Annotated in this window: 29 protein-coding genes; 11 read left to right on the top strand and 18 right to left on the bottom strand. The window is 70.1% G+C overall.

Annotated elements, in window-relative coordinates; translation table 11 throughout:
- The 4 genes from A6A27_RS44615 to A6A27_RS35370 form a co-directional block, all read right to left on the bottom strand.
- On the bottom strand, positions 1-280 hold a 280-nt coding region (locus tag A6A27_RS44615; protein WP_198940588.1), incomplete at its 3' end, for a hypothetical protein.
- Positions 281-447: 167 nt separating this feature from the next.
- Positions 448-1,290 carry a phage antirepressor KilAC domain-containing protein gene (locus tag A6A27_RS35375; RefSeq protein WP_073839006.1) on the bottom strand — a complete coding sequence of 281 codons (843 nt, stop codon included), beginning with the start codon at positions 1,288-1,290 and terminating at the stop codon, positions 448-450.
- The gene (locus A6A27_RS43770; protein ID WP_143194335.1) at positions 1,287-1,502 is read right to left on the bottom strand and encodes a hypothetical protein; all 216 of its coding nucleotides are present in this window, start codon (positions 1,500-1,502) and stop codon (positions 1,287-1,289) included. The genes A6A27_RS35375 and A6A27_RS43770 overlap by 4 nt, the downstream gene beginning before the upstream one ends.
- 62 nt (positions 1,503-1,564) lie before the next feature.
- Entirely contained in the window at positions 1,565-1,828 is a 264-nt protein-coding gene (locus tag A6A27_RS35370) for a helix-turn-helix domain-containing protein (protein ID WP_073839005.1), read from the bottom strand.
- 210 nt (positions 1,829-2,038) lie between these two features.
- On the opposite strand from A6A27_RS35370, the gene A6A27_RS35365 reads away from it, so the two are divergent.
- On the top strand, positions 2,039-2,482 hold the full coding sequence (locus tag A6A27_RS35365) for a helix-turn-helix domain-containing protein (protein ID WP_073839004.1): 444 nt from the start codon (positions 2,039-2,041) through the stop codon (positions 2,480-2,482).
- 12 nt (positions 2,483-2,494) lie between these two features.
- Positions 2,495-3,958 (top strand): tyrosine-type recombinase/integrase, encoded by a 1,464-nt coding sequence (locus A6A27_RS46535; protein ID WP_073839003.1) that lies wholly within the window; start codon positions 2,495-2,497, stop codon positions 3,956-3,958.
- A gap of 291 nt (positions 3,959-4,249) precedes the next feature.
- Here the strand turns inward: A6A27_RS46535 and A6A27_RS35355 are convergent, their stop codons facing one another.
- The 4 genes from A6A27_RS35355 to A6A27_RS35340 form a co-directional block, all read right to left on the bottom strand.
- Positions 4,250-4,561 carry a hypothetical protein gene (locus A6A27_RS35355; RefSeq protein ID WP_073839002.1) on the bottom strand — a complete coding sequence of 104 codons (312 nt, stop codon included), beginning with the start codon at positions 4,559-4,561 and terminating at the stop codon, positions 4,250-4,252.
- A 115-nt stretch (positions 4,562-4,676) separates the two neighbouring features.
- The gene (locus tag A6A27_RS44610) at positions 4,677-5,120 is read right to left on the bottom strand and encodes a hypothetical protein (protein ID WP_073839001.1); all 444 of its coding nucleotides are present in this window, start codon (positions 5,118-5,120) and stop codon (positions 4,677-4,679) included.
- A 261-nt stretch (positions 5,121-5,381) separates the two neighbouring features.
- Entirely contained in the window at positions 5,382-5,786 is a 405-nt protein-coding gene (locus A6A27_RS35345) for a winged helix-turn-helix domain-containing protein (RefSeq protein WP_073839000.1), read from the bottom strand.
- Between the two features lie 97 nt (positions 5,787-5,883).
- Positions 5,884-6,111, bottom strand: coding sequence for a winged helix-turn-helix domain-containing protein (locus A6A27_RS35340; RefSeq protein ID WP_073838999.1), 228 nt, complete (start codon positions 6,109-6,111; stop codon positions 5,884-5,886).
- 216 nt (positions 6,112-6,327) lie between these two features.
- Between A6A27_RS35340 and A6A27_RS42560 the strand changes: the two genes are divergently transcribed.
- On the top strand, positions 6,328-6,525 hold the full coding sequence (locus A6A27_RS42560; RefSeq protein ID WP_083673120.1) for a hypothetical protein: 198 nt from the start codon (positions 6,328-6,330) through the stop codon (positions 6,523-6,525).
- 214 nt (positions 6,526-6,739) lie between these two features.
- Complete coding sequence (locus A6A27_RS35325) at positions 6,740-6,940, top strand: DUF397 domain-containing protein (RefSeq protein ID WP_073838997.1); 201 nt, start codon at positions 6,740-6,742, stop codon at positions 6,938-6,940.
- Positions 6,941-6,996: 56 nt separating this feature from the next.
- Here A6A27_RS35325 and A6A27_RS35320 read toward each other — a convergent pair whose 3' ends face one another.
- Positions 6,997-7,233, bottom strand: coding sequence for a helix-turn-helix domain-containing protein (locus A6A27_RS35320; protein WP_143194332.1), 237 nt, complete (start codon positions 7,231-7,233; stop codon positions 6,997-6,999).
- Between the two features lie 105 nt (positions 7,234-7,338).
- Between A6A27_RS35320 and A6A27_RS35315 the strand changes: the two genes are divergently transcribed.
- From A6A27_RS35315 to A6A27_RS35295, 5 genes are all read left to right on the top strand, one after another.
- Positions 7,339-8,601 carry a hypothetical protein gene (locus tag A6A27_RS35315; protein WP_073838995.1) on the top strand — a complete coding sequence of 421 codons (1,263 nt, stop codon included), beginning with the start codon at positions 7,339-7,341 and terminating at the stop codon, positions 8,599-8,601.
- A gap of 78 nt (positions 8,602-8,679) precedes the next feature.
- On the top strand, positions 8,680-9,027 hold the full coding sequence (locus A6A27_RS35310) for a hypothetical protein (protein ID WP_073838994.1): 348 nt from the start codon (positions 8,680-8,682) through the stop codon (positions 9,025-9,027).
- Positions 9,027-9,263, top strand: a complete 237-nt coding sequence (locus tag A6A27_RS35305) for a hypothetical protein (protein ID WP_073838993.1) — start codon at positions 9,027-9,029, stop codon at positions 9,261-9,263. The genes A6A27_RS35310 and A6A27_RS35305 overlap by 1 nt, the downstream gene beginning before the upstream one ends.
- Complete coding sequence (locus A6A27_RS35300; RefSeq protein ID WP_143194331.1) at positions 9,263-9,862, top strand: hypothetical protein; 600 nt, start codon at positions 9,263-9,265, stop codon at positions 9,860-9,862. Before A6A27_RS35305 ends, A6A27_RS35300 begins: the two co-directional genes overlap by 1 nt.
- Positions 9,859-10,326: a hypothetical protein gene (locus A6A27_RS35295; protein ID WP_143194330.1), complete on the top strand. Its 468-nt coding sequence runs from the start codon at positions 9,859-9,861 to the stop codon at positions 10,324-10,326. Before A6A27_RS35300 ends, A6A27_RS35295 begins: the two co-directional genes overlap by 4 nt.
- Here A6A27_RS35295 and A6A27_RS43760 read toward each other — a convergent pair.
- Positions 10,257-10,520, bottom strand: a complete 264-nt coding sequence (locus A6A27_RS43760) for a hypothetical protein (protein ID WP_143194329.1) — start codon at positions 10,518-10,520, stop codon at positions 10,257-10,259. The two genes, A6A27_RS35295 and A6A27_RS43760, sit on opposite strands and share 70 nt — an antisense overlap.
- A gap of 165 nt (positions 10,521-10,685) precedes the next feature.
- The gene (locus tag A6A27_RS35290) at positions 10,686-11,045 is read right to left on the bottom strand and encodes a hypothetical protein (protein ID WP_073838990.1); all 360 of its coding nucleotides are present in this window, start codon (positions 11,043-11,045) and stop codon (positions 10,686-10,688) included.
- A gap of 30 nt (positions 11,046-11,075) precedes the next feature.
- Between A6A27_RS35290 and A6A27_RS35285 the strand changes: the two genes are divergently transcribed.
- A complete protein-coding gene (locus tag A6A27_RS35285) occupies positions 11,076-11,393 on the top strand; it encodes a hypothetical protein (protein WP_073838989.1) in 318 nt (105 codons plus the stop codon).
- 15 nt (positions 11,394-11,408) lie between these two features.
- Here the strand turns inward: A6A27_RS35285 and A6A27_RS35280 are convergent, their stop codons facing one another.
- The 4 genes from A6A27_RS35280 to A6A27_RS35265 are packed head-to-tail and all read right to left on the bottom strand — an operon-like array spanning position 11,409 to position 16,038.
- Entirely contained in the window at positions 11,409-11,864 is a 456-nt protein-coding gene (locus tag A6A27_RS35280; RefSeq protein WP_073838988.1) for a hypothetical protein, read from the bottom strand.
- 2 nt (positions 11,865-11,866) lie between these two features.
- The gene (locus A6A27_RS35275; protein WP_073838987.1) at positions 11,867-12,793 is read right to left on the bottom strand and encodes a peptidoglycan recognition protein family protein; all 927 of its coding nucleotides are present in this window, start codon (positions 12,791-12,793) and stop codon (positions 11,867-11,869) included.
- Between the two features lie 4 nt (positions 12,794-12,797).
- Entirely contained in the window at positions 12,798-13,265 is a 468-nt protein-coding gene (locus tag A6A27_RS35270) for a hypothetical protein (RefSeq protein ID WP_143194328.1), read from the bottom strand.
- Positions 13,266-13,275: 10 nt separating this feature from the next.
- Positions 13,276-16,038, bottom strand: a complete 2,763-nt coding sequence (locus tag A6A27_RS35265; RefSeq protein WP_073838985.1) for a hypothetical protein — start codon at positions 16,036-16,038, stop codon at positions 13,276-13,278.
- 48 nt (positions 16,039-16,086) lie between these two features.
- Here A6A27_RS35265 and A6A27_RS42555 point away from each other — a divergent pair, with 48 nt between their 5' ends.
- Complete coding sequence (locus A6A27_RS42555) at positions 16,087-16,395, top strand: DUF4190 domain-containing protein (RefSeq protein WP_158074120.1); 309 nt, start codon at positions 16,087-16,089, stop codon at positions 16,393-16,395.
- A gap of 1 nt (position 16,396) precedes the next feature.
- On the opposite strand, the gene A6A27_RS35255 is transcribed toward A6A27_RS42555, so the two are convergent.
- The 3 genes from A6A27_RS35255 to A6A27_RS35240 all read right to left on the bottom strand — a co-directional run bounded on the left by A6A27_RS35255 (position 16,397) and on the right by A6A27_RS35240 (position 20,336).
- Positions 16,397-18,862 carry a hypothetical protein gene (locus A6A27_RS35255; protein WP_073838983.1) on the bottom strand — a complete coding sequence of 822 codons (2,466 nt, stop codon included), beginning with the start codon at positions 18,860-18,862 and terminating at the stop codon, positions 16,397-16,399.
- A gap of 194 nt (positions 18,863-19,056) precedes the next feature.
- A complete protein-coding gene (locus tag A6A27_RS35245; RefSeq protein WP_073838982.1) occupies positions 19,057-19,593 on the bottom strand; it encodes a DUF7426 family protein in 537 nt (178 codons plus the stop codon).
- Positions 19,594-19,598: 5 nt separating this feature from the next.
- Positions 19,599-20,336, bottom strand: a complete 738-nt coding sequence (locus tag A6A27_RS35240) for a phage tail tube protein (protein ID WP_073838981.1) — start codon at positions 20,334-20,336, stop codon at positions 19,599-19,601.
- Positions 20,337-20,348: the final 12 nt, after the last annotated feature.

The following is a 20,348-nucleotide window of genomic DNA, read 5'->3' as shown; positions in this document are numbered from 1 at the left end:
ACGCCCGGACGGTGGCCGAGCCGGACGCCTCGACGGTGGCCGAGCCGGACGCCTCGACGGTGGCCGAGCCGGACGCCCGGACGGTGGCCGAGCCGGACGCCTCGACGGTGGCCGAGCCGTACGCCTCGACGGTGGCCGAGCCGTACGCCTCGACGGTGGCCGAGCCGGACGACACCGACAGCCACACACCGGCCTCCGACCGGACATGCACGCACGTCACGGCCTTGTCGGCCAGCGCCGCATCCAACTCGGCCTGGTCCTTCACGTCTTTGCAGGTCACGGGATACCCTTCTTCCTGTCTGGCGCTTCCGCTGCTGGTCGCTCGGTCGGCGGGAGCGCTGGTCTATGTCTGGTTGGGGTGGGGGTCGGCCCCGGGGAAGTGGGGCCGACCCCGATCCCCGCGCCTTGTGTCGTCACCCCTCCTGAGGGCACAAGGGCGGGGAAGCTCTACGGCGCGGGAAGCGCGATCTGCTCGTGCATGCGCAGCGGCTGCATCCCACCAAGCCGGCGGTGCAGCTCGGCCAGACCCTTCGGCGTCACCCGCACCTGCGGCGGGTCCAACACCAGCTCGCCCGTACGCGGGTGGTAGTGGCTGGACGGCAACTCCGACAGGCGGCCCGCCTCGATCGCGGACTGGTAGACGCGCCACCGTCCGTCTCCGCCCCGGTAGATCCAGCCGTGGTCGGACAGCACCGTGAACAGGCGCCGCTCGCCGACGGCGATCACCGGGTCGCGGGACAGGATCTTCGCGGCGTCGCCGACGGAGAAGTCCCCGTCGCCGGAAGCGAGGGTGTCCCAGGAGTGGGCCTTGGGCGCTGCGATCGCCAGCTCCGCCTCGATGGCCTTCTTCGCTTCGAGGGCGAGGACGTATCGGCGGGCCACCTCAAGCTCGTCCAGATCGGCGGCCGGAGCGGTGTAGCTACCAGTGCGGCGGATCGCCGGCAGAACGTCGTGGGTGATCCACCGCTTGAACGCCTTCGCCTCCGGCTTGCGGCTGCGGAGGATCAGCGAGTAGAGGCCGGCCTCGCTGATGATGCTCATCTGCTGGTAGCCGCCAAGGGTGTACAGACTCTGTACGCCCTTCTCGTCGTCGTCGAGCGCGGCGAGCGAAGATCGGTTGAGGCCGAGCGGTGCGAGCGCGTCGGCCGTGACGAACCACGGCTCTCCGCCGACCATGACGGTCCGCAGAGGCAAGTCGCCGAACTGGAACGTCTGGATCTCGCGGCCGGGGCCGGTGGTTCCGCCGCCGCTGCCGCCGCCTCCGCCGGGCTGGCCAGGTGGGTGAGTCATGACGCGCTGCCGCCCTTCTCGCCGATGTAGCGCACGTACACCCGGGCCCGTCCAGCGGTCGCCCGCGTCGTCGCTTCGAACGCGCCAGCCGGTCGGAACGAGGCGAGTAGCCCGTTGCGAATGTCCCCAGCCCTACGGCTGGCAACGTTGGGGGTGACGTCGTCGTATGCCACCGCCCACCGACCCGGATTGGCCCGGAGTTCGTTTGCCATCGCGTGGAGGTGCTGTATGCGCTCCAGGCGGGGCGAGCGCGGTTCCTCCCAGGCAACGCGGGTCATGCCGCTGCCGCCTTGCGGCTCTTGCGGAGCTTGCGCGCCTCGGCCAGCCGGGCGTCGATGTACTCGTCGATGGACGCAAGCTCGATCAGCCGGCGGCGGCCGAGCTTGCAACCACGGAGATCGCCGCGCTTGAGCATGAGGCCGACCTGCCGGTAGGTGACGTCGCCGAGCAGGCGCTGTGCCACCTCGACCGACACCACCCGCGGCTCAACCTCGGACTCTTCGCGCGTGTTGGAGTCGGAGAACTTCTCTTCACGCATGAAGACACCGTACCCCGTCTACGTGCATGAAGAGGTTCGTACGTTCGGCTGATTCTGATACCCGGCCGCGCGGCCTACCTTTGTCCCATGGCGTACACGTATTCCTACACAGTTCGACGGTCCGTAGCGCGGGGACGAGGATGTCAACGCACGTGGAGAATGCGTCGTGAGCAGGGAATCGTCTCCACGCGTGAGACGTATCTTGGTCCCGTGGCCCCGCCGGTTGAGGTGCGCAGAGACGCCTTCGCGAAGTGGGTCCGCCGCGTCCTCAAGCAGGCCAAGGAGGTTCGCGGCCTGGGCGTCGTGCAGATCGCCGAGATGGCCGGCATCGGCAACCCCACCATCTACCGGTGGGCGAACGCCACCGGCAAGGAACTGCCGAACCCCGAGCAGGTCCTGGCGTTCTGCGACGCGCTCGACATCCCGTCAGCCGCGGCGTTCTCCATCCTGTGGCCCGGCAAGAACGAGCTGCGGGCGGAGCCGGAGCCGATCCCGATGGACTCCGACCTCCAGACCCTCATGCGCAAGCTCAACGATCCCAACGTGAGCGAGTTCGAGCGCGAGTTCATCCGCGAGACGATCCGCCAGCTCGCCGACCGCCCCGTCCAGCGCGGCCGGATCGTCAAGCGCGGCCGGCCTCGCGCCGCCAACTGACCCGGAGGAACGATGCCCAGCAAGACTGGGCGCCCGGGGTTCTCGTACCGCGGAGTCTCCGTCATCTGGAGCGAGAAGCGGAAACGCTACGAGGGCAAGGTGACTCTCGGCAAACGCGCCGATGGCCGCTACGACCGAAAGAGCGTGTACGGAAAGACCCCCGACGCCATCAAGGCTGAAATCCGCGAGCTACAGGAAAAGGCCGACAAGAAGATCCCGGTTGCGCCGGGCCGCAAGCCGACGGTCCGGAAGTTCTTCACCGAATGGCTGACCGAGATCCATCTGACGCTGGAAAGGCCACTCGCCCCGCGCACCGTTGACGCTTACATGTCGGCGTGCACCGAATGGATATTCCCCGCCATTGGTGATGTCGTCATCGACGAACTAACGGCGGCGAACCTTGACGCGCTGTACGCGAAAATGCGCCCCCACCGCGCAGCGACGTATCTGCTGAAGGTGCACGCGATCATCCGGCGCGGGCTCAAAATTGCGATGGCTCGTGATCTGGTGCACCGGAATGTGGCAGCCATTCGCGGTAATCCGGGCAGCACCAAGGGGCGCCGAAAGAAGCCGCTGACGGTCGAGCAGGCACGCGGCCTGGTCGTCGCGATTGAAAAGCGTCCGGGCGCGCTGCGATGGAAAGTCGGCCTTGCTATCGGCCCCAGGCAGGGTGAGGCACTTGGCCTGACGTGGCCGTGCGTCGACCTCGACGCCGGCGCGATCGCGAAGGACTGGCAGTTGCAGCGGCTGCGGTGGCGGCACGGCTGCGAGAACCCGGCGGAGTGCGCGGCGAAGTTCTGCCGCCGTGAGAAGTGCCAGCCGATCTGGGTGCACGGGTGCGCCAACCCGGACAGCTGCTACCAGCAGCCATTCCGCTGCCCCGCGCGAGCCCGCGGCGACCGCTGCCGGCTGCACCGGCGGCCATGCCCCGAACCATGCCCGCCCGGATGCACCCGGCACGCGGCGCGCTGCCCACAACGCAAGGACGGCGGCCTGGTCCTCACCCGCCCGAAGACGTGGCTTGAGCCCGAGGATGACGAGGTGGCGACTGATCTGGTGGTGCTGCCGGAGACCCTCGCGGAGGAGCTGCGGGTGCACAAGCGTCGGCAGGACGCCGCCAAGGAAGCGCTCGGCAAGGCGTGGCAGGACAACGACCTCGTGTTCTGCCAGCCGGACGGGCGGCCGATCGACCCGCGCGCCGACCTGGAGGACTGGTACCAGATCCTGGCGGAGGCCGGCCTGCCGCGGGCCGGGTCGCACGTTGCTCGGCACACGGCGGCGACGATGCTGCTGGACTCGGGGCTGGACATCGCCGACGTGCAGCAGGCGATGGGGTGGCGGGACATCCGGACCGCGCGCCGGTACGCGGCGCCCAGCCTCACCCAGGCGAAGCGGGCGGCGGAGGCGGCGGAGAAGGCGCTGTTCCGGCCCGTGACCGACCTCGCCGAGCGGCGGGTGCGGAAGGCTGCCGGGTAGCTGTGTCCTCAGGATTGTCCTCAGATAGTGATCAGTGGATAGGCGTGGTCGAAGCGACCGGCGGCGGACACGAAGAAGCCCCTGGCCACCAGCATGACCAGGGGCTTGCCCCTCCGAGCCGCCTGACGGAATCGAACCGTCGACCTACGCATTACGAGTTGATCGGATCGACGGATCAGGGTTCAACATGGGTGATCGTGGTGGCGTCCCGCCCCTGCTCGGAACGCTATTACCACCTATGGCAAACCATGTTCATTCTTGGTACTGCAACCATTTGCTGCAACCCTGCGGTCAGGGGTTGCGGCCATCCGGGTCCTCCCCCGGGTCGTCGAGCGCACCGCGGAACATGTCTTCGGCGCAGTCGCCGTAACCCCTGTGGTACTCGGCCCGAGGGGCGCGTGCCACGGACACCTCGAGTCCGGCGCCGACCGCGCGGGTGTTGGCGGCCAGCGCGGCGGTGGCGACGCCCAGGCCGACAAGTCCGGCAGCGAAAGCCCTGCCGCTGACGTGGCCGTCAACGAAGGCGAGCACGCCCGCGACGATGAACACGGCGACGGCGCACGCGAGCAGGATGTTGGAGGACCGGGTCTTGCAGTGCTGCACAGCTGGTGCTCCGATCTATCGAGCGGGGGTGTGATTCGGAGGTCCGGGTCACCTCCAGCCGGGCACACCTGGGGCGGCCGGCGCCGTCTCCCACCAGTGTGGTGGGCGGATCGGGTCACGCCGGTCTTGGATCCAGGTGTGTTGCGCGGCCGGTGAGAAGCGTCGAACGCGGGCGGACCCGGTGCAGCCGCTGGAGATTGGGGAAGTCCAGGCCGGCCTGCTCGGTGGCCTGCAACTCCGCAGCCGGGTGGGGTTGCTTGAGGACGGCGAGGGTGGATGCGGTCCAGTCGGCTGGGTGCGGAGGGCAGGGAACGTCGCGGCAGCGGACGGTGCCGATGGCGGCGATGGCGGTCTCTGCGGCGCTCGGCGCGGCGGCCGGAATGGTGACCGTGGACGGCGCGGGACCAGCAAGTAGGGCGACGGCAGGGACGCCGGCCGGGGCGACCTCGACGGAGGAAGGGTCGGCGGTAGCGGCGGGAGCCGGAGTGGGCACGACCAGCACGGTGGCGGCGAGGCCGGCCGCGAGTGCGGTTCGGATGGCCCACGGTCGGTGCGGCACGACCCTCCCCGGAATGAGGCGCGACAACTCAGGTGCTGACCTGTCCGGCCAGGCTGAGCAAGGGATCAGCAGGGGCCCATATTGGCGCAGATGTCGATCTAATGCGAGCGCTCAGGGGTATGCACAGCGCAAGTTGCAAGGTCAGATGACCGTTACATCCCGATTCTCTGTGCGTGATGTGCAAAATACGGCCTGTACCGACAAGGTGATTTAAGGGTCAGAACGCCTCGTACAGGTGTACGAACCTATCAAGATCGGCGATCATGAGAAGGTCAACTCGGTCCGATCCGCCGCGTACCGGCCACGCACCCGACCGCCGACCATCACCACAAGGACGTGACCGCCCAACGCCACGTCCAGCTGCTCGCGCTCCTCGACCGTGGCAGGCCGGCTGATCACCGACGCCCCGCGGGGCACCGCAACCCGCGCCCGCTCCTCGGCCACCCGCACCCGCGTACCGTAGCTGGGCTCGGTGACCACCAAGCCCTCCGAGCGCAGCACCGCCAGCGCCCGCCGCACGGTCTCCCGACTCACCCCGTGCTCCTGCTCCAGTCGAGTGCTGGACGGCAGCAGCCCGCCAGGCTCGACGTCCCCGGACACGATCTGCTCGCGCAGCAGATCGGCGAGCTGCTGGTAGACAGCCCGCTCCGCCCGGAAGTCGATCACTCCCGCACGGTACGGAGCGCATATCCACTTAGGAGCCGAGGGACCGGGGATCCCCGGGTCCTACGCACTTCCATTGCATCGGTCGCCGCTCGGCCGATCAGGCCGGTGGGCGCTCGGCCACGTAGCTCCCCTTGCCCTGATGTACCTCGATCCAGCCGCGCTCGTCGAGGAGCACCAGCGCCAACCGGATCGGGGTGGCGCTTGCCTTGTACGTCGCGCACAGCTCGGCGATGGACGGCAGCTTGTCGCCCGGCCGGAGCTGGCCGGACCGGATCGAGTTGGTGACGTCCTCGATCACCTGGTCACGGATGGACTTTCGGGGCATGGCGGGGCCACCTCTCCTCAGCCCCCCGATCGTGGCACCTCCGATGACACACTGTGCATGCTCTGTTGACTCTGCATACTCTGCACTCTAAGTTGCCTTCAGGGCCTCTCCTCAGCAGGGAGCGCCCGGCCGGGCGGGGGACCGGTGGCAGGTCCCCCCGGACTTTCACCCGCTTCCCCGCCCGGTCCCGCCTCCACCCCTGAGGAGGATCCGGCGATGGTTGAGCGCCCCCACACAGGCCCGCTCCCGCCCGTGCACCCAGACCCGTACGGCCTGCCACCGCAGCCCGACGGGCAGACCGTTCCCCACCGGCCGCGCCGGCTCCCCCTTGCCACCCGCGAGGTGGTCTACGGCTGCGTCATCGGCGCCGTCGTCCTGGTCGCCGCGGTTGGTCGTATCGCGGGGCTGTGGTGACCGCGCCCCGCGCCGATCAGGTGGCAGGCTGGTGGCAGATCCTTGACGATCATCGGCAGCGCGGCGGTGTCTGCCCCATCTGCCACACTCCGCGTCGATGCCAGGCCCGCGCCGATGCCTTCGCGGCGCTCATCGAGACCGACCGCTACCACCTTGGACCACCCAAGCAGACGACCGGCCGAAACCAGCGGCCGACGGAATACGGAGCGAAGCGATGATCAATCTGACCGGCGCGACATGGTTCAAGAGCAGCAAGAGCGGCCCGAACTGCGACAACTGCGTGGAGGTCGCCTACGTGACCGGCGCGGTCGGGGTGCGGGACTCGAAGGACAAGACCGGCCCGGCGCTGGTGTTCGCCCCGGGTGACTGGCGGGCGTTCGTGACCAACGCCAGGGGCGGTGCGTTCGCCCGCTGACCCGCACAACGAAGCCGCCCCCGACCAGTGCAGTCGGGGGCGGCTCTGCGTCTGGGCTACTGCTCGCCGTGCACCTGGCGGCGGGCAGCCAGCTGCCGGCGCACGTCCTCGGGATGAACCTCGCGGTGCCGTCCGGTGCCGGCCTTCCGGCGGAAGCGGAGCCCGGGCGGGTCGGCGTTCAGCATCCGCACCACGGTGCTCTTGGAGACGCCGAGCAGCTCAGCGACATCGGCGGGCCGCAGCCACTCGCCCGCGTCGAGCGCGCGCTCCAGTTCCTCCACCGTCCTGGCCATCGTGCCGATCGTAGCGGGCGGGCCGACTGTGGCAGTGATCGACACGAGCGCTCCCCTCACCGTGCCTAATGTGTCAAGCGTGCCTAGTGTGTCATACTGGCCGGCATGAAGCTGATCCGCCGAAGGCCGCCAGCCGAGGCGCGTACCGCGCGAGATCTCGCCGAGCAGCTCGCCGAGCAGCGCGCCGTCATCGACGTGCAGCGCACCGACCTGCGCGAGCGCCGCCGCCTCGACGCCGAGCACCGCGACGCCCTCGCCCAGGTCGAAGAGCTGACCGAGACCCGCCGCCGGGCCCGCCGCGGACGCGACCGCGACGGGGAAGAGGCCGCAGCCCTCGCCGAGCTGTACCGCCGCGCCACCCGCTCCGGCGCCCGCGCTCGCATCCGTACCGACATCAATCGGTCGGCCGAGATGCGTGCCCTGCGCATCGCCCGAGTCCGGTCGGCCACCCTCCTGGCTGGCGTCCCCGTCCTGATCGCGTTCGGCGCGTGGTCCACCGCCGGGGTTCAGGCCGGCGTGGTCCGGCTCCTCGGCTTCGACCACGAGTCGGCCGGGTGGTGGGCGGCGTGGGCGATGGAGCCCGCACTCCTGACCATCGTTGCGCTGATCATCGTCGGCCGGGCGATCCTGCGGTCGTCGGGTGGCGACACCGACTGGCGGGCGACCGTCGCCGAGTGGGCGGCCCTTGGTACGTCGGTGGCGTTGAACATGGCCGGCGGGTGGGCCGGCACCGGCCTGGACGCCCTCGGCGGCGCGCTGGCCCACTCGGTTGGCCCGGTCGGCGCGGCCGGGACCGCGTTCCTCATCGGCCTCTTCGACTCCTACGTCAGCAACGCCCAGCCGTGGCTGGGCGCGCCCCGGCTCGCCGAGCTGGACCTGACGCCCCCGCCGCCGTCCCGGGCTGGCGAGGTGGACGACTGGACGCGCCAGCAGCTCGACCAGACGCTGGCCGACACCCGGCGCGCGGTCCACACGCTCCGCCGCCAGGTGCACGTCGCCCACCACCACGCCCTGCCGGTGCGGCCCCGCCGTGAGCCGTTGGTGGAGCTGGGCGGGATCCGGATGCCGGCTCGCCTCGCGGCGCAGATCGGCCCGCTGCCTGAGCTGGTCCGGGACGCCCCGGATGAGCCGGTCCGTGAGCCGGTCAATGGCTCATCCGCCCCCGCCGCAGCGGCTCAGGTACCGGCTCGCGGCAGGGTCACCGAACGGGTCACCAAACCGGCCGCGACCGACACCGCCAAGAAGCTCAGCCAGGCTCACGCCCGGCTCACCCGCCGGCTCAAGCGCGAGCCGACCAACCCGGAGCTGGCCGAGGCCGCCGAGGTCAGCGTGGCCACCGTCAAGCGCTGGAAGAGCAGCCAGAAGTAGACGCCCCCGGGGCGCGGCTCACCCGACCAAGAGCAAGCGCCGCGCCCCGGGCCCTCCCCGGAAGGAAGGACCACCATCATGACCCCGACCCACCACGTGTGCGGCTACATCCCCCCAGGCTCGCCGCTGCGCGCCCTCGCCGGCCGAATCATCACCCTGCCCGCCAACGGTCTCCAGCAGCTCTACGAGCGGATCGGACAACTGCGCGCCGCCGGCGCCCGACCCTTCGTCCTCGCCGTGCCCCGGCCGGTGAACTGGACCCGGATCGCCGTGGCCCTCACGGCCGGCGTCCTCGCCGACCTCGTCGCCGCCCTGGCCGCCATCCTCACCGGGCACACCACCTCCGCGTGGGTCGCTGCAGCTGGCATGGTGCTGCTCGGCATCAGCCTGTTCCCGGTGCTCACCCACCTTGAGAAGGATCTCTGATGGCCGCCCTGCCGTACCGCCTGCACATCTTCGACGGCCAGTACGAGGTGCTGGCCAGCCGCCGCTACGTGGTTGTCCTCGACCTGTCGGTCCCGGGCTACGCGAGCATCCTCAGCCAGCAGCTCCAGGCGCTCACCCGTGACGCCCGCGCGGCCAACGAGCCGATGGACGCCCCGAGGTTGGAGGTCTGCGACGCCGCGACCGGAACCAAGGTGCTCGACTGGAGCGGCGCCTGATGCTGCACACGATCATGCTGCTCGCCCCTACACCGAGCCCGAGTCCAGCGCCCTCCCCGGACAAGGGGGCAACTCTGCTCGAGCACACCATGTCCCCGACCGCCGTCGCGGTGCTGCTGCTGCTCGCCCTGGTCATCGACTACATGTCGGTCGGCCCCAACAGCATCCGCGACCGGCTCGCGTTCCTCCTCGCTGTGCCGGCTATCCGCGAGGGCTTCGACGGCTCGCCGCTCGACCAGTGGACGGTGCAGACCGCCAGCAGCTTCATCGAGCAGCTGCTCGACGCGACCGGCGGCGCCTACGTCGCCGGCGCGTCGATCAACGCAATCCTGGGCGCCCTGGTGGGGATGCTGTTCATCTACGTCATCGGGTGCATGCTGCCGGTCAAGGCCAGCAAGAAGCTCGGCCGGTTCGCCACCCTCACGTTCCCGCAGAGCCCGCTGTACCGGCTCAACACCCGCCTGTGGATCGCCGCCGTGCTGCTCGGCCTCATGGCCGACCTGCCGGGCGGCACCGTCGGTGATGTCACCCGAGGCTGCGTCGACTTCCTCACCGGTCTCGTCGCGCCTCTGCCCGCCTGGCTGTTTGGAGCCGCATGATGTTCACCCTCGCTGCTGCCGAGCCGTCCCGCGGCTGGGGTGGCCCCGTCGCGCTGCTCATCGCTGCCGTCGTCTTCGTGGCTTTCGCCACCCTGCACGACGTGTGGATGCGCCGAGGCCTCCCCTCCCCCACCGAGGGGGATGACACCGATGGCGGTGACACTTCGCAGGTCAGCTCGGTGTCTGACACCGATGACACCGACCGTGACACCAGCTGGTGGGGGCGGATCGCAGAGGTTGGCGGCCGGCGCGTCCGCGTCGACCAGGAGCCGCGTGACGAGGCGCTCGATCTCGACCTGGAAGACGAGAAGCCCGAATCCCTCGAGGAGGCCGTCGACCGGATGGACCGGCAGGGCGTGCCGTACGTGGAGATCGTCCGCCGGGTGATGGCGGACTACCAGGTGTCGGAGAGCACCGCCAAGCGGCGCATCCGGGACAGCCGGGAGGCCCGGTCCGCGGTGTAGCCCGGAGACGACGAAGCGGCCTCACCCTCCTGGCAGGAGGGTGAGGCCGCGGTCTCCTGATCGGCGCTGCTGCGGGTTGGCGGACGGCGTCCCATCTGGGCGGCCCGCTTCATCAGCGGCACGATGATGATCTGCACGGCGAGCATCAGGAGTAGCAGCAGCAACGCTATGAGTGACGCCGGATCGACGGACATCAGCGAATGTTACGGTTCGTTACGGGCTAGCGACCATCGGTAAGACGGCTGGCCCTGGCGGCCACCAGCATGACGACGGCCCACCCTCCGATCGGGGAGAGCGGGCCGTTCGTCTTGGTCGGCGCTGCCCGGGGATCCATCCAGGCGTGCGCCGCGATCGTGATACTACCGGGGCGGTCGCATGCTGCCGTCACTGCCGAGCACCCGCACCCGCTGACCCGGCAGGGCGTACACCGGCTGACCGGTCGACAAGCCCAGACTCAGCAGCAGCCTGCCGACGAACCGGGCCACCTTCGACGGTCGGCCCTCTCCGGCGCGGCGCTCCAGCCACCGGCCCGCCTCGTAGATGGCGAAGCCGAGGATGATGCCGAGGGCAGCGGCGATCTGCGGCTCCGTCACCTCCAGGCCGAACGTGTCGTGCAGCCAGGTGGCGACGGGTGCGCCGATGACGAGGAGCCGGGCGGCGAGGTAGCCGAGCAGCATCGGCCAGGCGGTGCGGATGCGCGCAGACCACTTGTCGGGCATGGTGGAGTACCTCCTGGGTACGGTCGGGGGATGGTGCATGTGCCTTCGCTGCCGGCCGCTGACCGGCTGGTCCTTGCCGAGCTGTCTGGGGTGGCCGGCCGATACGGCAACGGCACCGATCGAGACCGGCCCCGCGACGAGGCGATCGCCGCGGTGCACAAGGTGACGACCGACCCGCGACTACTGGGCGTCCAGGCCGGGGTGGCGATGGCCGACCCCCACGGGATTAGCGGGCCGACGGTGGAGCTGCTGGAGGCGGCGGGCGCCGACATGACGGTGGCCGCGGAGCACGCGGCCGAGGTGCGCGAGAGGCTGGAGGCGCAGGGCACCCGATACGACCACGGGTAGCCCGGCCACGCCCGGTCAGGGCGTGGAGGTGGACACGGCCAGCTGCACCTTGAGGTCGGCCACCTGCCGCTGCAGCTCGCTGATCGTCGCCTCGCGGGCGGCCAGGTCGATCCGTAGCCGGTCCCGCTCATCGCGCACCGTGGCCAGCTCCGCCACCCGCGACTCCAGCTCCAGCACCCGGCCCCGGAGCCGCTCCTCCTCAGACGATGTGATCCGTAGCGACTCCCGGGTGGTCTCCAGGTCGGCCTTGACCCTGGCCAACTCCTGGCGGAGGTCGTCCGTGAGCTGCTGGTAGATGTCCTGTCGGAGCAACGCGGTCTGCGTCTTGATCTGCTCGGTCTGCGCGGTGCTCTGCGCCGCCTGGGCGGCCCTGAGCCGGCGGCCGAGAAGGTGCGCAACGACCGTGCCGGTGACGCCGGCGCCGACCGTCCCGGCCGCGGCGACCAGGGCGACGATGACGCCGGTCTCCACACTCAGCCCTGCGGTGCGGCGGCCAGCGAGGCCAGGACGGTGCGGATCGCGGCCACCAGGTCCTCGCGGCTGACCGGGCCGTCGCTGGTCGGCAGGCCGGCCAGCACCCGCGCGGCCACGTCGTCGGCCAGCTGGTCGACGTCGAAGGGATCTGGCTTCGGCAGCTCGGCCAGCAGCGCCCGCACCTCGGCCGGGCTGGATGACTCCCGGGCGATCACCTCGCCCAGCGCCTTCACGGTGGCCAGCGTGTCGTTCCACACGTTGAGCACGTTCTTCCCGGCCGGGATGCCACCACCGGTGTAGCTCACCGCGAGACGGCGCATCTCGGCGGCCACCGACGGGTCCTTCAGGATGGCCAGGAACTGGTCTGGGGTCGTCATGTCGTCGTCCTCTCCTGCCAGGATCGCAGTCACCCGCGACCGGAATGTCTTCATGTCGATGCCGGCCGGGTCGGTCTTCGCGCCCGGCTGGTGCTCGCGGTGGGCGGCCACGTTGCGGGCGGCCGTCCAGCCCATGTGCTTGCAGATCGCGGCCACACCCCGCTGGTAGGCGTCGAGCTGCACCGCTGGCCACGCCTGGCCGCGGTTGTCGTTCTGCGCCTCGATCCCGAGCAGGTGGGTGTTGCCGTAGCCCTTGAGCGGGCCGTCCCACCCGACCTTGGCGTGGTTGCAGCGTCCGGACGCGACGACATGCCAGGTGCCGGTGCGGGACAGGTACAGCTGCGCGATCGGTGGCGGCGCGCTGGTGGATCCGTTCAGCAACACGCCGATCTCACCGGCGTCCGTGGACGTGGAGCTGCCGGCGGTGGCGTGGCAGATGACGCCACGCGGGTCGTAGTCGGACGAGCCGCGCTCGCGCCACCCGTCGACCTCGTGCACGGTCAGCCCGGCGACGCGGAGGATCTGGGGCAGCCATAGAAGTCTGGTCACGATGTCACACCGCCTCGTACGTGCCGGCCAGGATCAGCTGGTGCCCGGACGCCCACGTGAACGGCACGGTCGCGCCCACTGACGCGCCATCCGCGCCGACGGAGATCCGCATGTTGCTCCCGGTCGCGCTGGCCGCGATCAGCGCCGCCGTGCCCGCCCAGCGGACGCCCGACGGGCCGACGCAGTGCGCGCCCAGCAGCCCACCGATGACCGGCGCCACCGGCAGGCTCAGCAGGTACAGACCCGCCCCGACGGCGGTTGACCCCCCGAGCGTCAGGATGATCCGGACATCGACGGTCTTGCCGACCTGCCGGTACGCGCCCACCAGCGTCCCGTTGTTGAGAGCCGGGTTGGTGGTCGACGCCGTCCAGACGGGGGTGTACGGCTGCCACACGTTGGTGGTGTTCTCGTACGCGTCGAGCTTGGCGGCGGTGACCCTGCTCCCGGCGGGGAGCTGCACAGGTGATGTCAAAGGTGCCTCCTCATAGCGAGACGATCGCGGGCTGCCACGTGTCCACTGGAGTGCCGGCGGGCCACGCCCTGGAGAAGCCGTTGACGCCGCGGGCGGACAGGGTCACCCTCTGCGGCACCTCGACCAGGAAATGCGGGTAAACCAGTTGGGTGGGCGAGGTGTTGCCGGTGTCCCGCCGTCCGAGGACGCCGACCCAGTCGCCGACGGGCAGGGCGCTGTCGACGGCGGACACGTCCCAGGCCGGCGGCTCCGGCTGCCCGTTCGCCCATGCCTTCGCGAGCAGCTGGGTGCCGGACACCGCGGCGCGCAGCCACACGTCGGCGGTGGCGGCCAGGGACAGGTTCACCGAGCCGAGGCCCGTGAGTGTGCCGCCGACCCGCTTGTGCAGTTGGACGCTGACCTGCCCCGAGGTGGCGTACGCCAAGACGACCCGGTAGTAGTTCGACCCGTCGACGTACCGCAGCACCAGACCCTGGACGATCCCGGCGCCCGCAGGCGTGCCCTGCCCGGCGATCCGGACGCGGATGTTCTGATCCGGGCCGCCAGCCAGGTAGAGCATGCCCCGGTCCTGGCTGGTGGCTGGCGGGGCGATCACCGCCTGACTCGACCCCACCGAGTACTCCGACGTCGCCCCGTTGAAGGGCGTCCACAGTGCGGAGGCCCACCCGTTGCTGCCGGTGCGGTCGAAGCCGTCGTTGAGCTGCGTCCCGATCGCCGCCGCGGTCACCCGCTCCCCACCGACCCTGACGGCCAACGGCATATCGGCCGGGTCGGTGGTCCACGGTCCTTGCTCGGCGGTGGAGGTGAGCAGCAGCGACACGTCCCCGGGGCTGATCGCTGCGGCCAGCATCGACCCGTCCACGGCCACCCGCTGCTCCCCATCTACCGTGGCGACGTCCCACGGCGAGGCGGGGATGACGTTGAGGGTGGCCCGCCAGGACCGCCGACCCCGGTACGTTTCCGTCGCCCCGACCACCAGTTGGTCAACGACGCCTGGCGGGTTCTGCAAAGGCGGGTTCACCACCTGGACGCGGCCGCCTGGCTTGCAGGCGCACCACGCGGCCGCCAGCTCAGGGTGGGTGGCGAGATTGATGGACACGGCCGGGTAGCGGGGCTCTTGGACGGTGGACAGGTGCAGCCGCCACGACGCGTGCTCCGATAGCGGATCGTCTGTGGCAAGGTTGACCGTGGCCGACCCCTCGATCTCGCCCTGAAGGTCGATCGACTGCTGGTCTGCGGCGACCGCCAATGCGCCCTCGAACCGCTCCACCGTCCACCGATTGCGCAGTGCCTGGTCGTCGTCGACGGGCTCGAACGGCATGCCCAGCTGGCCCAGCGCGACGTCGATGCTGAGTGCGACCAGGGCGTTGTAGCGGCTGGCCCGTGGCAGGTAGCCGAGCCCGAAGCCCTCCTCGTAGATAAGACCCTGGTCGGCATCCTCGCAGTGCTGGTACAGGTCTAGCGAGGTGCCGGACTGCTGCGCGCCCATCCGCGTCGCCAGGAGATCCGGCACGGCCGGCACGGACAGCGGCACCCCGTCCTCGGCGCACAGCCGGGCGAAGCGGACGTGTGCCGTCTCGGCGTCGAATGAGGCCCAGGCGGCGTTGACGGTCGTCCCGGAGGCGTCAACGCGGCCTGCGAAGTCCACCGGCGGCTTCTGCGCCGACCACACGGCGACGTGCCCGAACGGCATCTGTGCGGTAGACGTCGTCCCCGCCGCGTTGGCCGCGACACTCACGACTCCGGTGATAGTTCCCGGCCCGCTGTAGGTCTCGAAGGCCGGGTCGTTGTCGCCGAGATACAGCTCGACGGTGATGTTGGCCCCGGTCTGCCGACACGACACCGCGTACTGCGCGAAGCCGAACGACAGACCGATGTGGTCGATGAGCACCGTCGTGATGCCGCCGGCGTCGTAGCCGACCACCTGAGTCCGGGTCGGCGACTTCTGGGCGACGAGCCGCCACCGCACGAAGGGGGTGGCGCCGGGGGTGGTCCACTCCAGCAGGACGACGTCGCCGGCGGTCGTGGCGGGGTCCAGGCCACCGGCCGCCACCGTGACGGTCCAGCGGGTGCTGGTCGCCTGGGTGGCCGCGGCGGGCACCGTCCCGGACAGCCGACCGCCGGCGGACAGGTCGACCAGCGCGCTCGTGCCGAAGCGCACGGTGTAGCCGAGGTCAACATAGTCGTCGACCGGGGTGAACTCGACGATTCCGGTGAGGGTCAGCGGCGGGTGCCCGGCGATTGCCGATGCGACCTGCCCGGCGGTCTTGCCGTCCTCGACGGGCCAGTAGGCGACCGGCGCGGACGCGCCGATGGTGCGCCGCAGCGGCGACCGGGAGGGAGGCTTGCCACGGCCAAGTCGGCCGAGCACGCCCACCGCTTCGATCTTCGCCAGGGCCATCAGACCAGACGCGTCTGGCCAGGTGAGCGGCCATCGGCGGATGAAGCCGCTAAAGCGGTTCCTCCAGCCCACGCCGTCGCCCAAGTCGATGTCGTACTGGATGGGCGTCCACTTGCGGACGTTCGGCCAGTACGGTGACCTCGGGTCCATTGACGTGAATCGGCCGTCGGTGTTCTTCAGAGTCAGGCTGATCTTGGAGCGCTCGGGCTGCTCGGCGCCCGACGACCGACCCCAGGTGATCTGCACGTCGTCCGGCACATGCCACCACTGGGTGACGTCGGTCCACGCCCATGTGGCCGGGTCGGCGGCGATGCTCGCTCCGAAGGCGATCCTGATGCGGACGCTGAGCGGATCGCCAGTCAGGTACGACACCGCGATCCTCCCTTCCCGTGCATTGACAGCGACCGCGACACTGACTCGATGACCAATCCGCCTCAGCCCCCGCCGTACGGACCGCAGCCGGTGTACGTGGTTCCCCAGCAGCCACCCAAGTCATGGATGGCGACAGTGGCGCTGACCTTCGGGATCCTCGGACTGGTGACGTTCCTCTGCACGTTCGGTGTGCCGTCAGCCTTCGCCGTGATCTTCGGTCACGCCGCACGCAGCGAGACCCGCCGCGGCGCGAAGAGCGGCCACCACCATGCGACCACCGGCTTGGTCCTCGGCTACGTCGTGCTGATCCCGCTGGTCGCGGTCGCGATCCTCAACGCCGCCGGCATCAAGCCGTAGGTCACGCGCTGGTGCCGACGGCTTTTTGGACGTCGCCGCCCAGGCCAGCGATGTTCTCGCGGAGCACCAGGACGAGGTCGGAGCCGCGTGCCACCAGCTCGCCGGTGATGCGCAGCTCCGAGTGACCGCCGAGGCTGCCGAGCTTCGACAGCGGGATGACCGCTTCGTCCTCGCCGCGCTCGGCGACGTTGACCAGGCGGCCACCTGGAGTTGCCCGTACGACACCGCCGTCCCCGAGGAAGGGGATGTTTGGTGTGCCGATCGACCCACCGCCGATCGTCGCGCCGAGAAACTGTGCGGTGGGCAGCTTCAACTCGAAGTTGTTCCATTTGCCGATCACCCAGTTGAGCGCGGCCCGGAAACTGTCCTTGACGCCGTCCCACATGCCGGAGGCAGCCTTGCCGATGCGCCCCGGCAGTTTGCTCACCGACGTGACCAGTTTGTCCCACTTCTCGTCGAGCCACTTGCCCAGGCCATCCACGGCCTTCTTCGTCGAGGCAGCCCACTCACGGAACTTGGTGTCCGCCTTGTCCAGACACAGGATCAGGTTGGTGGCCCAGCCGACGATCAGCCCCAGGACCGCCGCGGCTGTCTCAAGCTTGTGGAACCAGTCCTGAATCGTCTTCTGATTCTTGGGGTCGTCGAACCATTCCCGCACATCCTTCAATGTTTGTTTGAAGGATTCCCAGGTGTCCCCGCCATTCGCGTTCGCCGGATCGTCGAACAGAGCGCCGACGATATCCCCGATGATCGCGCCGACGTCCTTGCCCATGTCGACCACATCGCGGAAGAAATCGCCCGCCTTCTCGAAGAAATCTTCGAGCCCGCCGCTCTTATCCGCCTTTTCGATCCACCGAGCAAAGTCCTCAACCAGCCCCGCGACCTCGTCACCGACCGCATCGAGGAACGGTCCTGCCGCCTTCGACAGCCGCCCCCAGGCGTCGACGAAGGGGCCAGCCAGGGCACCTCCGACCTTGTCGACCAGCCGGTCAACCGTGTCGAGCCCTTCGCTGATGTTCTCGATGAACTCAGGCTTCTTCACGCTGGTGGAGAAGGTTTTGAACAGACTGTTGGCCGTGTCCGCGGACTGGCCGAGCTTTTCGCGCAGGGTGGGAAGCCACGCCGACGCCAGCGACTTGACCTCACCGCCAACACCGGCGAACAACCGCTGCTGAACGTCCAGCCGCAAGTCATCCCAGGCCGGCTTGAGCGACTTGAGCACGTTGACCAGGTCCTGGGCGGCTGGGGCGAGGCGCATCAGCTGCTGCGCCGCCCCACCGCCACCGCCGGCCGGCTTGCGGGCCTCAGCGAGGGCATGCTCAGCGGCCTCCACCGCCTCCACCGCCCGGCGCTGCCGGTCCAGCGCGGCCCGCACCTGATCCGAGCCCTCCACGCCGACCCGGGCGGCCCGCTGCTGCTCGACGGTCAGGTCCTCGGTCCGGTCCTTCGCCGCCTCCACGGCGAGCTTGGCCCGCTCGTACGCCAGCTCGGCGCGGCGGATCTCGTCCGGCTGCTGCCGCTGGGCGTCGAGCAGCTCCTGGGTGGCCTGCCGGACCGCCGCTACGTCGCCGGATCGCTGCGCGTCGTTGAGCTTCTGCTGGGCGATCTGGACGGCGTTCTTCGCCTCGGCGAGGCGCTTCTCGGCGGCCTCCGCATCGAGAGCGGCCTCTTCCTCGCTGTTGCGGGCCTCGCGCAGTTCCCGGTTGAGGTCCGAGAGCCGCTCGATCTCGTCTCCACGGGCCCGCGTCAACGCCTCCTGGGCGGCGCGCTCCTCGCGTTGCGCGTTGCCGAGCGCGAGGACGGCCTGACGCACCTGCCAGGTCTTGTCGACTACCGCCCCGCCAGCGGCGCTGGTCTGCTTGAAGTGGTCGGCGAGCCCGGCGAAGCCAATCACGAGAGCGCCGATGCCGATCCCGGCGCCGCCAGCGAGAGCGGGCAACGACCCGAGCACCCCGCCGAGGAGGCCGACCGCCGGGATGGCGACCGCCGCAGCGGTCGACAGGGCAGCGAGGACGGCCACGAAGCCCCAGACGCTGCCGATGACCGAGGTGACGTTGCCGGCAAAGTCGGACACCCGCTGGCCCGCGTTCCTGACCCAGTTGCCGGCCTCGCTGACCTGGGTGCCCAGCGACCGCACCGCAGACTGCACCGACGAGAGCCAGCCGGTGTGCCCCTTGACCCCGTTCCCGAGGCCGTCCCCGAGACCCTTGCCGAGCTGCTCGCCCTCGCGGACGAACCGGCCGTGGGCGTCGCGGAGCTTGCCGTTGACGTCCCGGGTGAACTTCTCACCACCGGCAGCGCCGCCAGCGCCCAGCTTCTCCCCGATGGCCTTGCCGACCAGGTCGACGTCTCGGCCCATGTCGGCGCCGGCCGCCTTGATCTCGGCCTTGCCCTCGGCGAGGCCCCGTTTGAGCCCGCTGTTGTCGGTCTTCAGGTAGGCGACCAGTTCGCCGAGCTTGAGCGCCACAGGTCACCTCCACCGTCAGGACGTCTGGGCCGGGTCGGGTCTCGGCTTGAGTGCTCTCGACAAGCGGGTGTCGGCGGAGAGCAGCCCGATGATGCGGACTTCAAGCCACCGCCAGGTCCGGGCCTGCATCAGGTCCGGGTCGCCGACGTCGATGCCTCGGTCCTGGAGGTCGCACTCGACGACGAGCCAGTGGGTCAGGATCTGCGCCCACGTGACCCGCGACGACGACCGCTCCTGCCGGACCTCTTCGGGGAACTCATACCACTCGTAGATGCCGGTGTCGGGGTCGCGGAAGCCCCGGCCGTACCGGTCCTCTGGGCGTTCGCCCGGCGAGAGGCCCGGTTGTCCGGGCCCCTCGCTTCCGGGCGGCCACCGGACCGCCAGTACCGCTCCGCCATGGCTTCCCCGCCAACGATCCAGAAGAAGACCGTCATCGCGCAGAACTCGATGTACGGGTCCTCGACCCCGTCGGTCATCATCTGCCGGTACACGGGGCCGAGGAGGTGCTCGGGCATCGTCCGGTTGCCCGGCAGCGGCGGAAGCTTGCTCACCTGCTCGGCTGTGGCCTGGAGCTGATCGCCGGTCGCGGTGTCGTCGAGCTCGCTGGCGGCCATCATGGTGCGGCACCACAACCCGAGCTCCGCCGAGGGCAGCGGGACGCGGTACTCCTTGCCCTTGACCGTCAGCTCCAAGCCCGGGTCGAAGTACTGCGTGATGTCGTCGAACTTCATGCGGATCAGACGTAGATGTAGTTGTCGGCGGCGGTGTTGGCGCTGGTGCCGCCGGGAGTGGTGACGACCACGTCGACCGTGGACGCGGCCTTGGCCGGGGCGACGGCGACGATGAGGGTGTCGGAGACGGGCCGGAACGAGGTCGCGGGGGTGCCGCCGAACGTCACCGCAGTGGCGCCGGTCAGCTTCCGGCCCCGAATCTCCACGAGCGTCCCGCCGGCGGCCGGGCCGGTGGTCGGGGCGAGCGCCGCGACCACGGGCAGCGGGCTGGCGTTGGGGTTGACGATCGCAACGCGGGCGCCCTGCCCGTTCAGCTTGACGGAGATCATGTCGCGGGCTCCGCCGTTGCCGCCGTCCGGGACCCAGTCGACCAGGCAGCGGCCCTCCCACGCCTCGCCCTGGCCGCTGCGGTCGAACCATCGGACGTGCGCCTCGCCGGTCAGCGCGTCGTTCGCCTCGCCCTTCACCCGGAGGTGTTCCTGGACGGCGTTGAAGGTCACGCCGTCGATGCCGGTGCGGTGGATGAGCTTGATGTCGAGGGTCCAGCTGGAGCCGGTGATGGCGGACCGCTCGGCGCCGGCGTCGTCGTACGACTCGTCGGCCACCTTCCGCTGCGTGCGGTTCGGCTTGAGGTCTTCGATGCCGATGAGGGGCTGCCAGTCGGCGACGCCGCTGGGGTTGACGTCGACCTCGACGGCGAATCGGCGCGCGAGGGCGGTGACGGTCTGAACGGGGCTCGTCATGGTGTCCTCCAG

It is taken from the genome of Micromonospora sp. CB01531, from assembly GCF_001905095.1.
Lineage (GTDB): Bacteria > Actinomycetota > Actinomycetes > Mycobacteriales > Micromonosporaceae > Micromonospora.
Note: the sequence above shows the minus strand (reverse complement) of the source record. Positions and strands in the feature narration are given on the sequence as shown.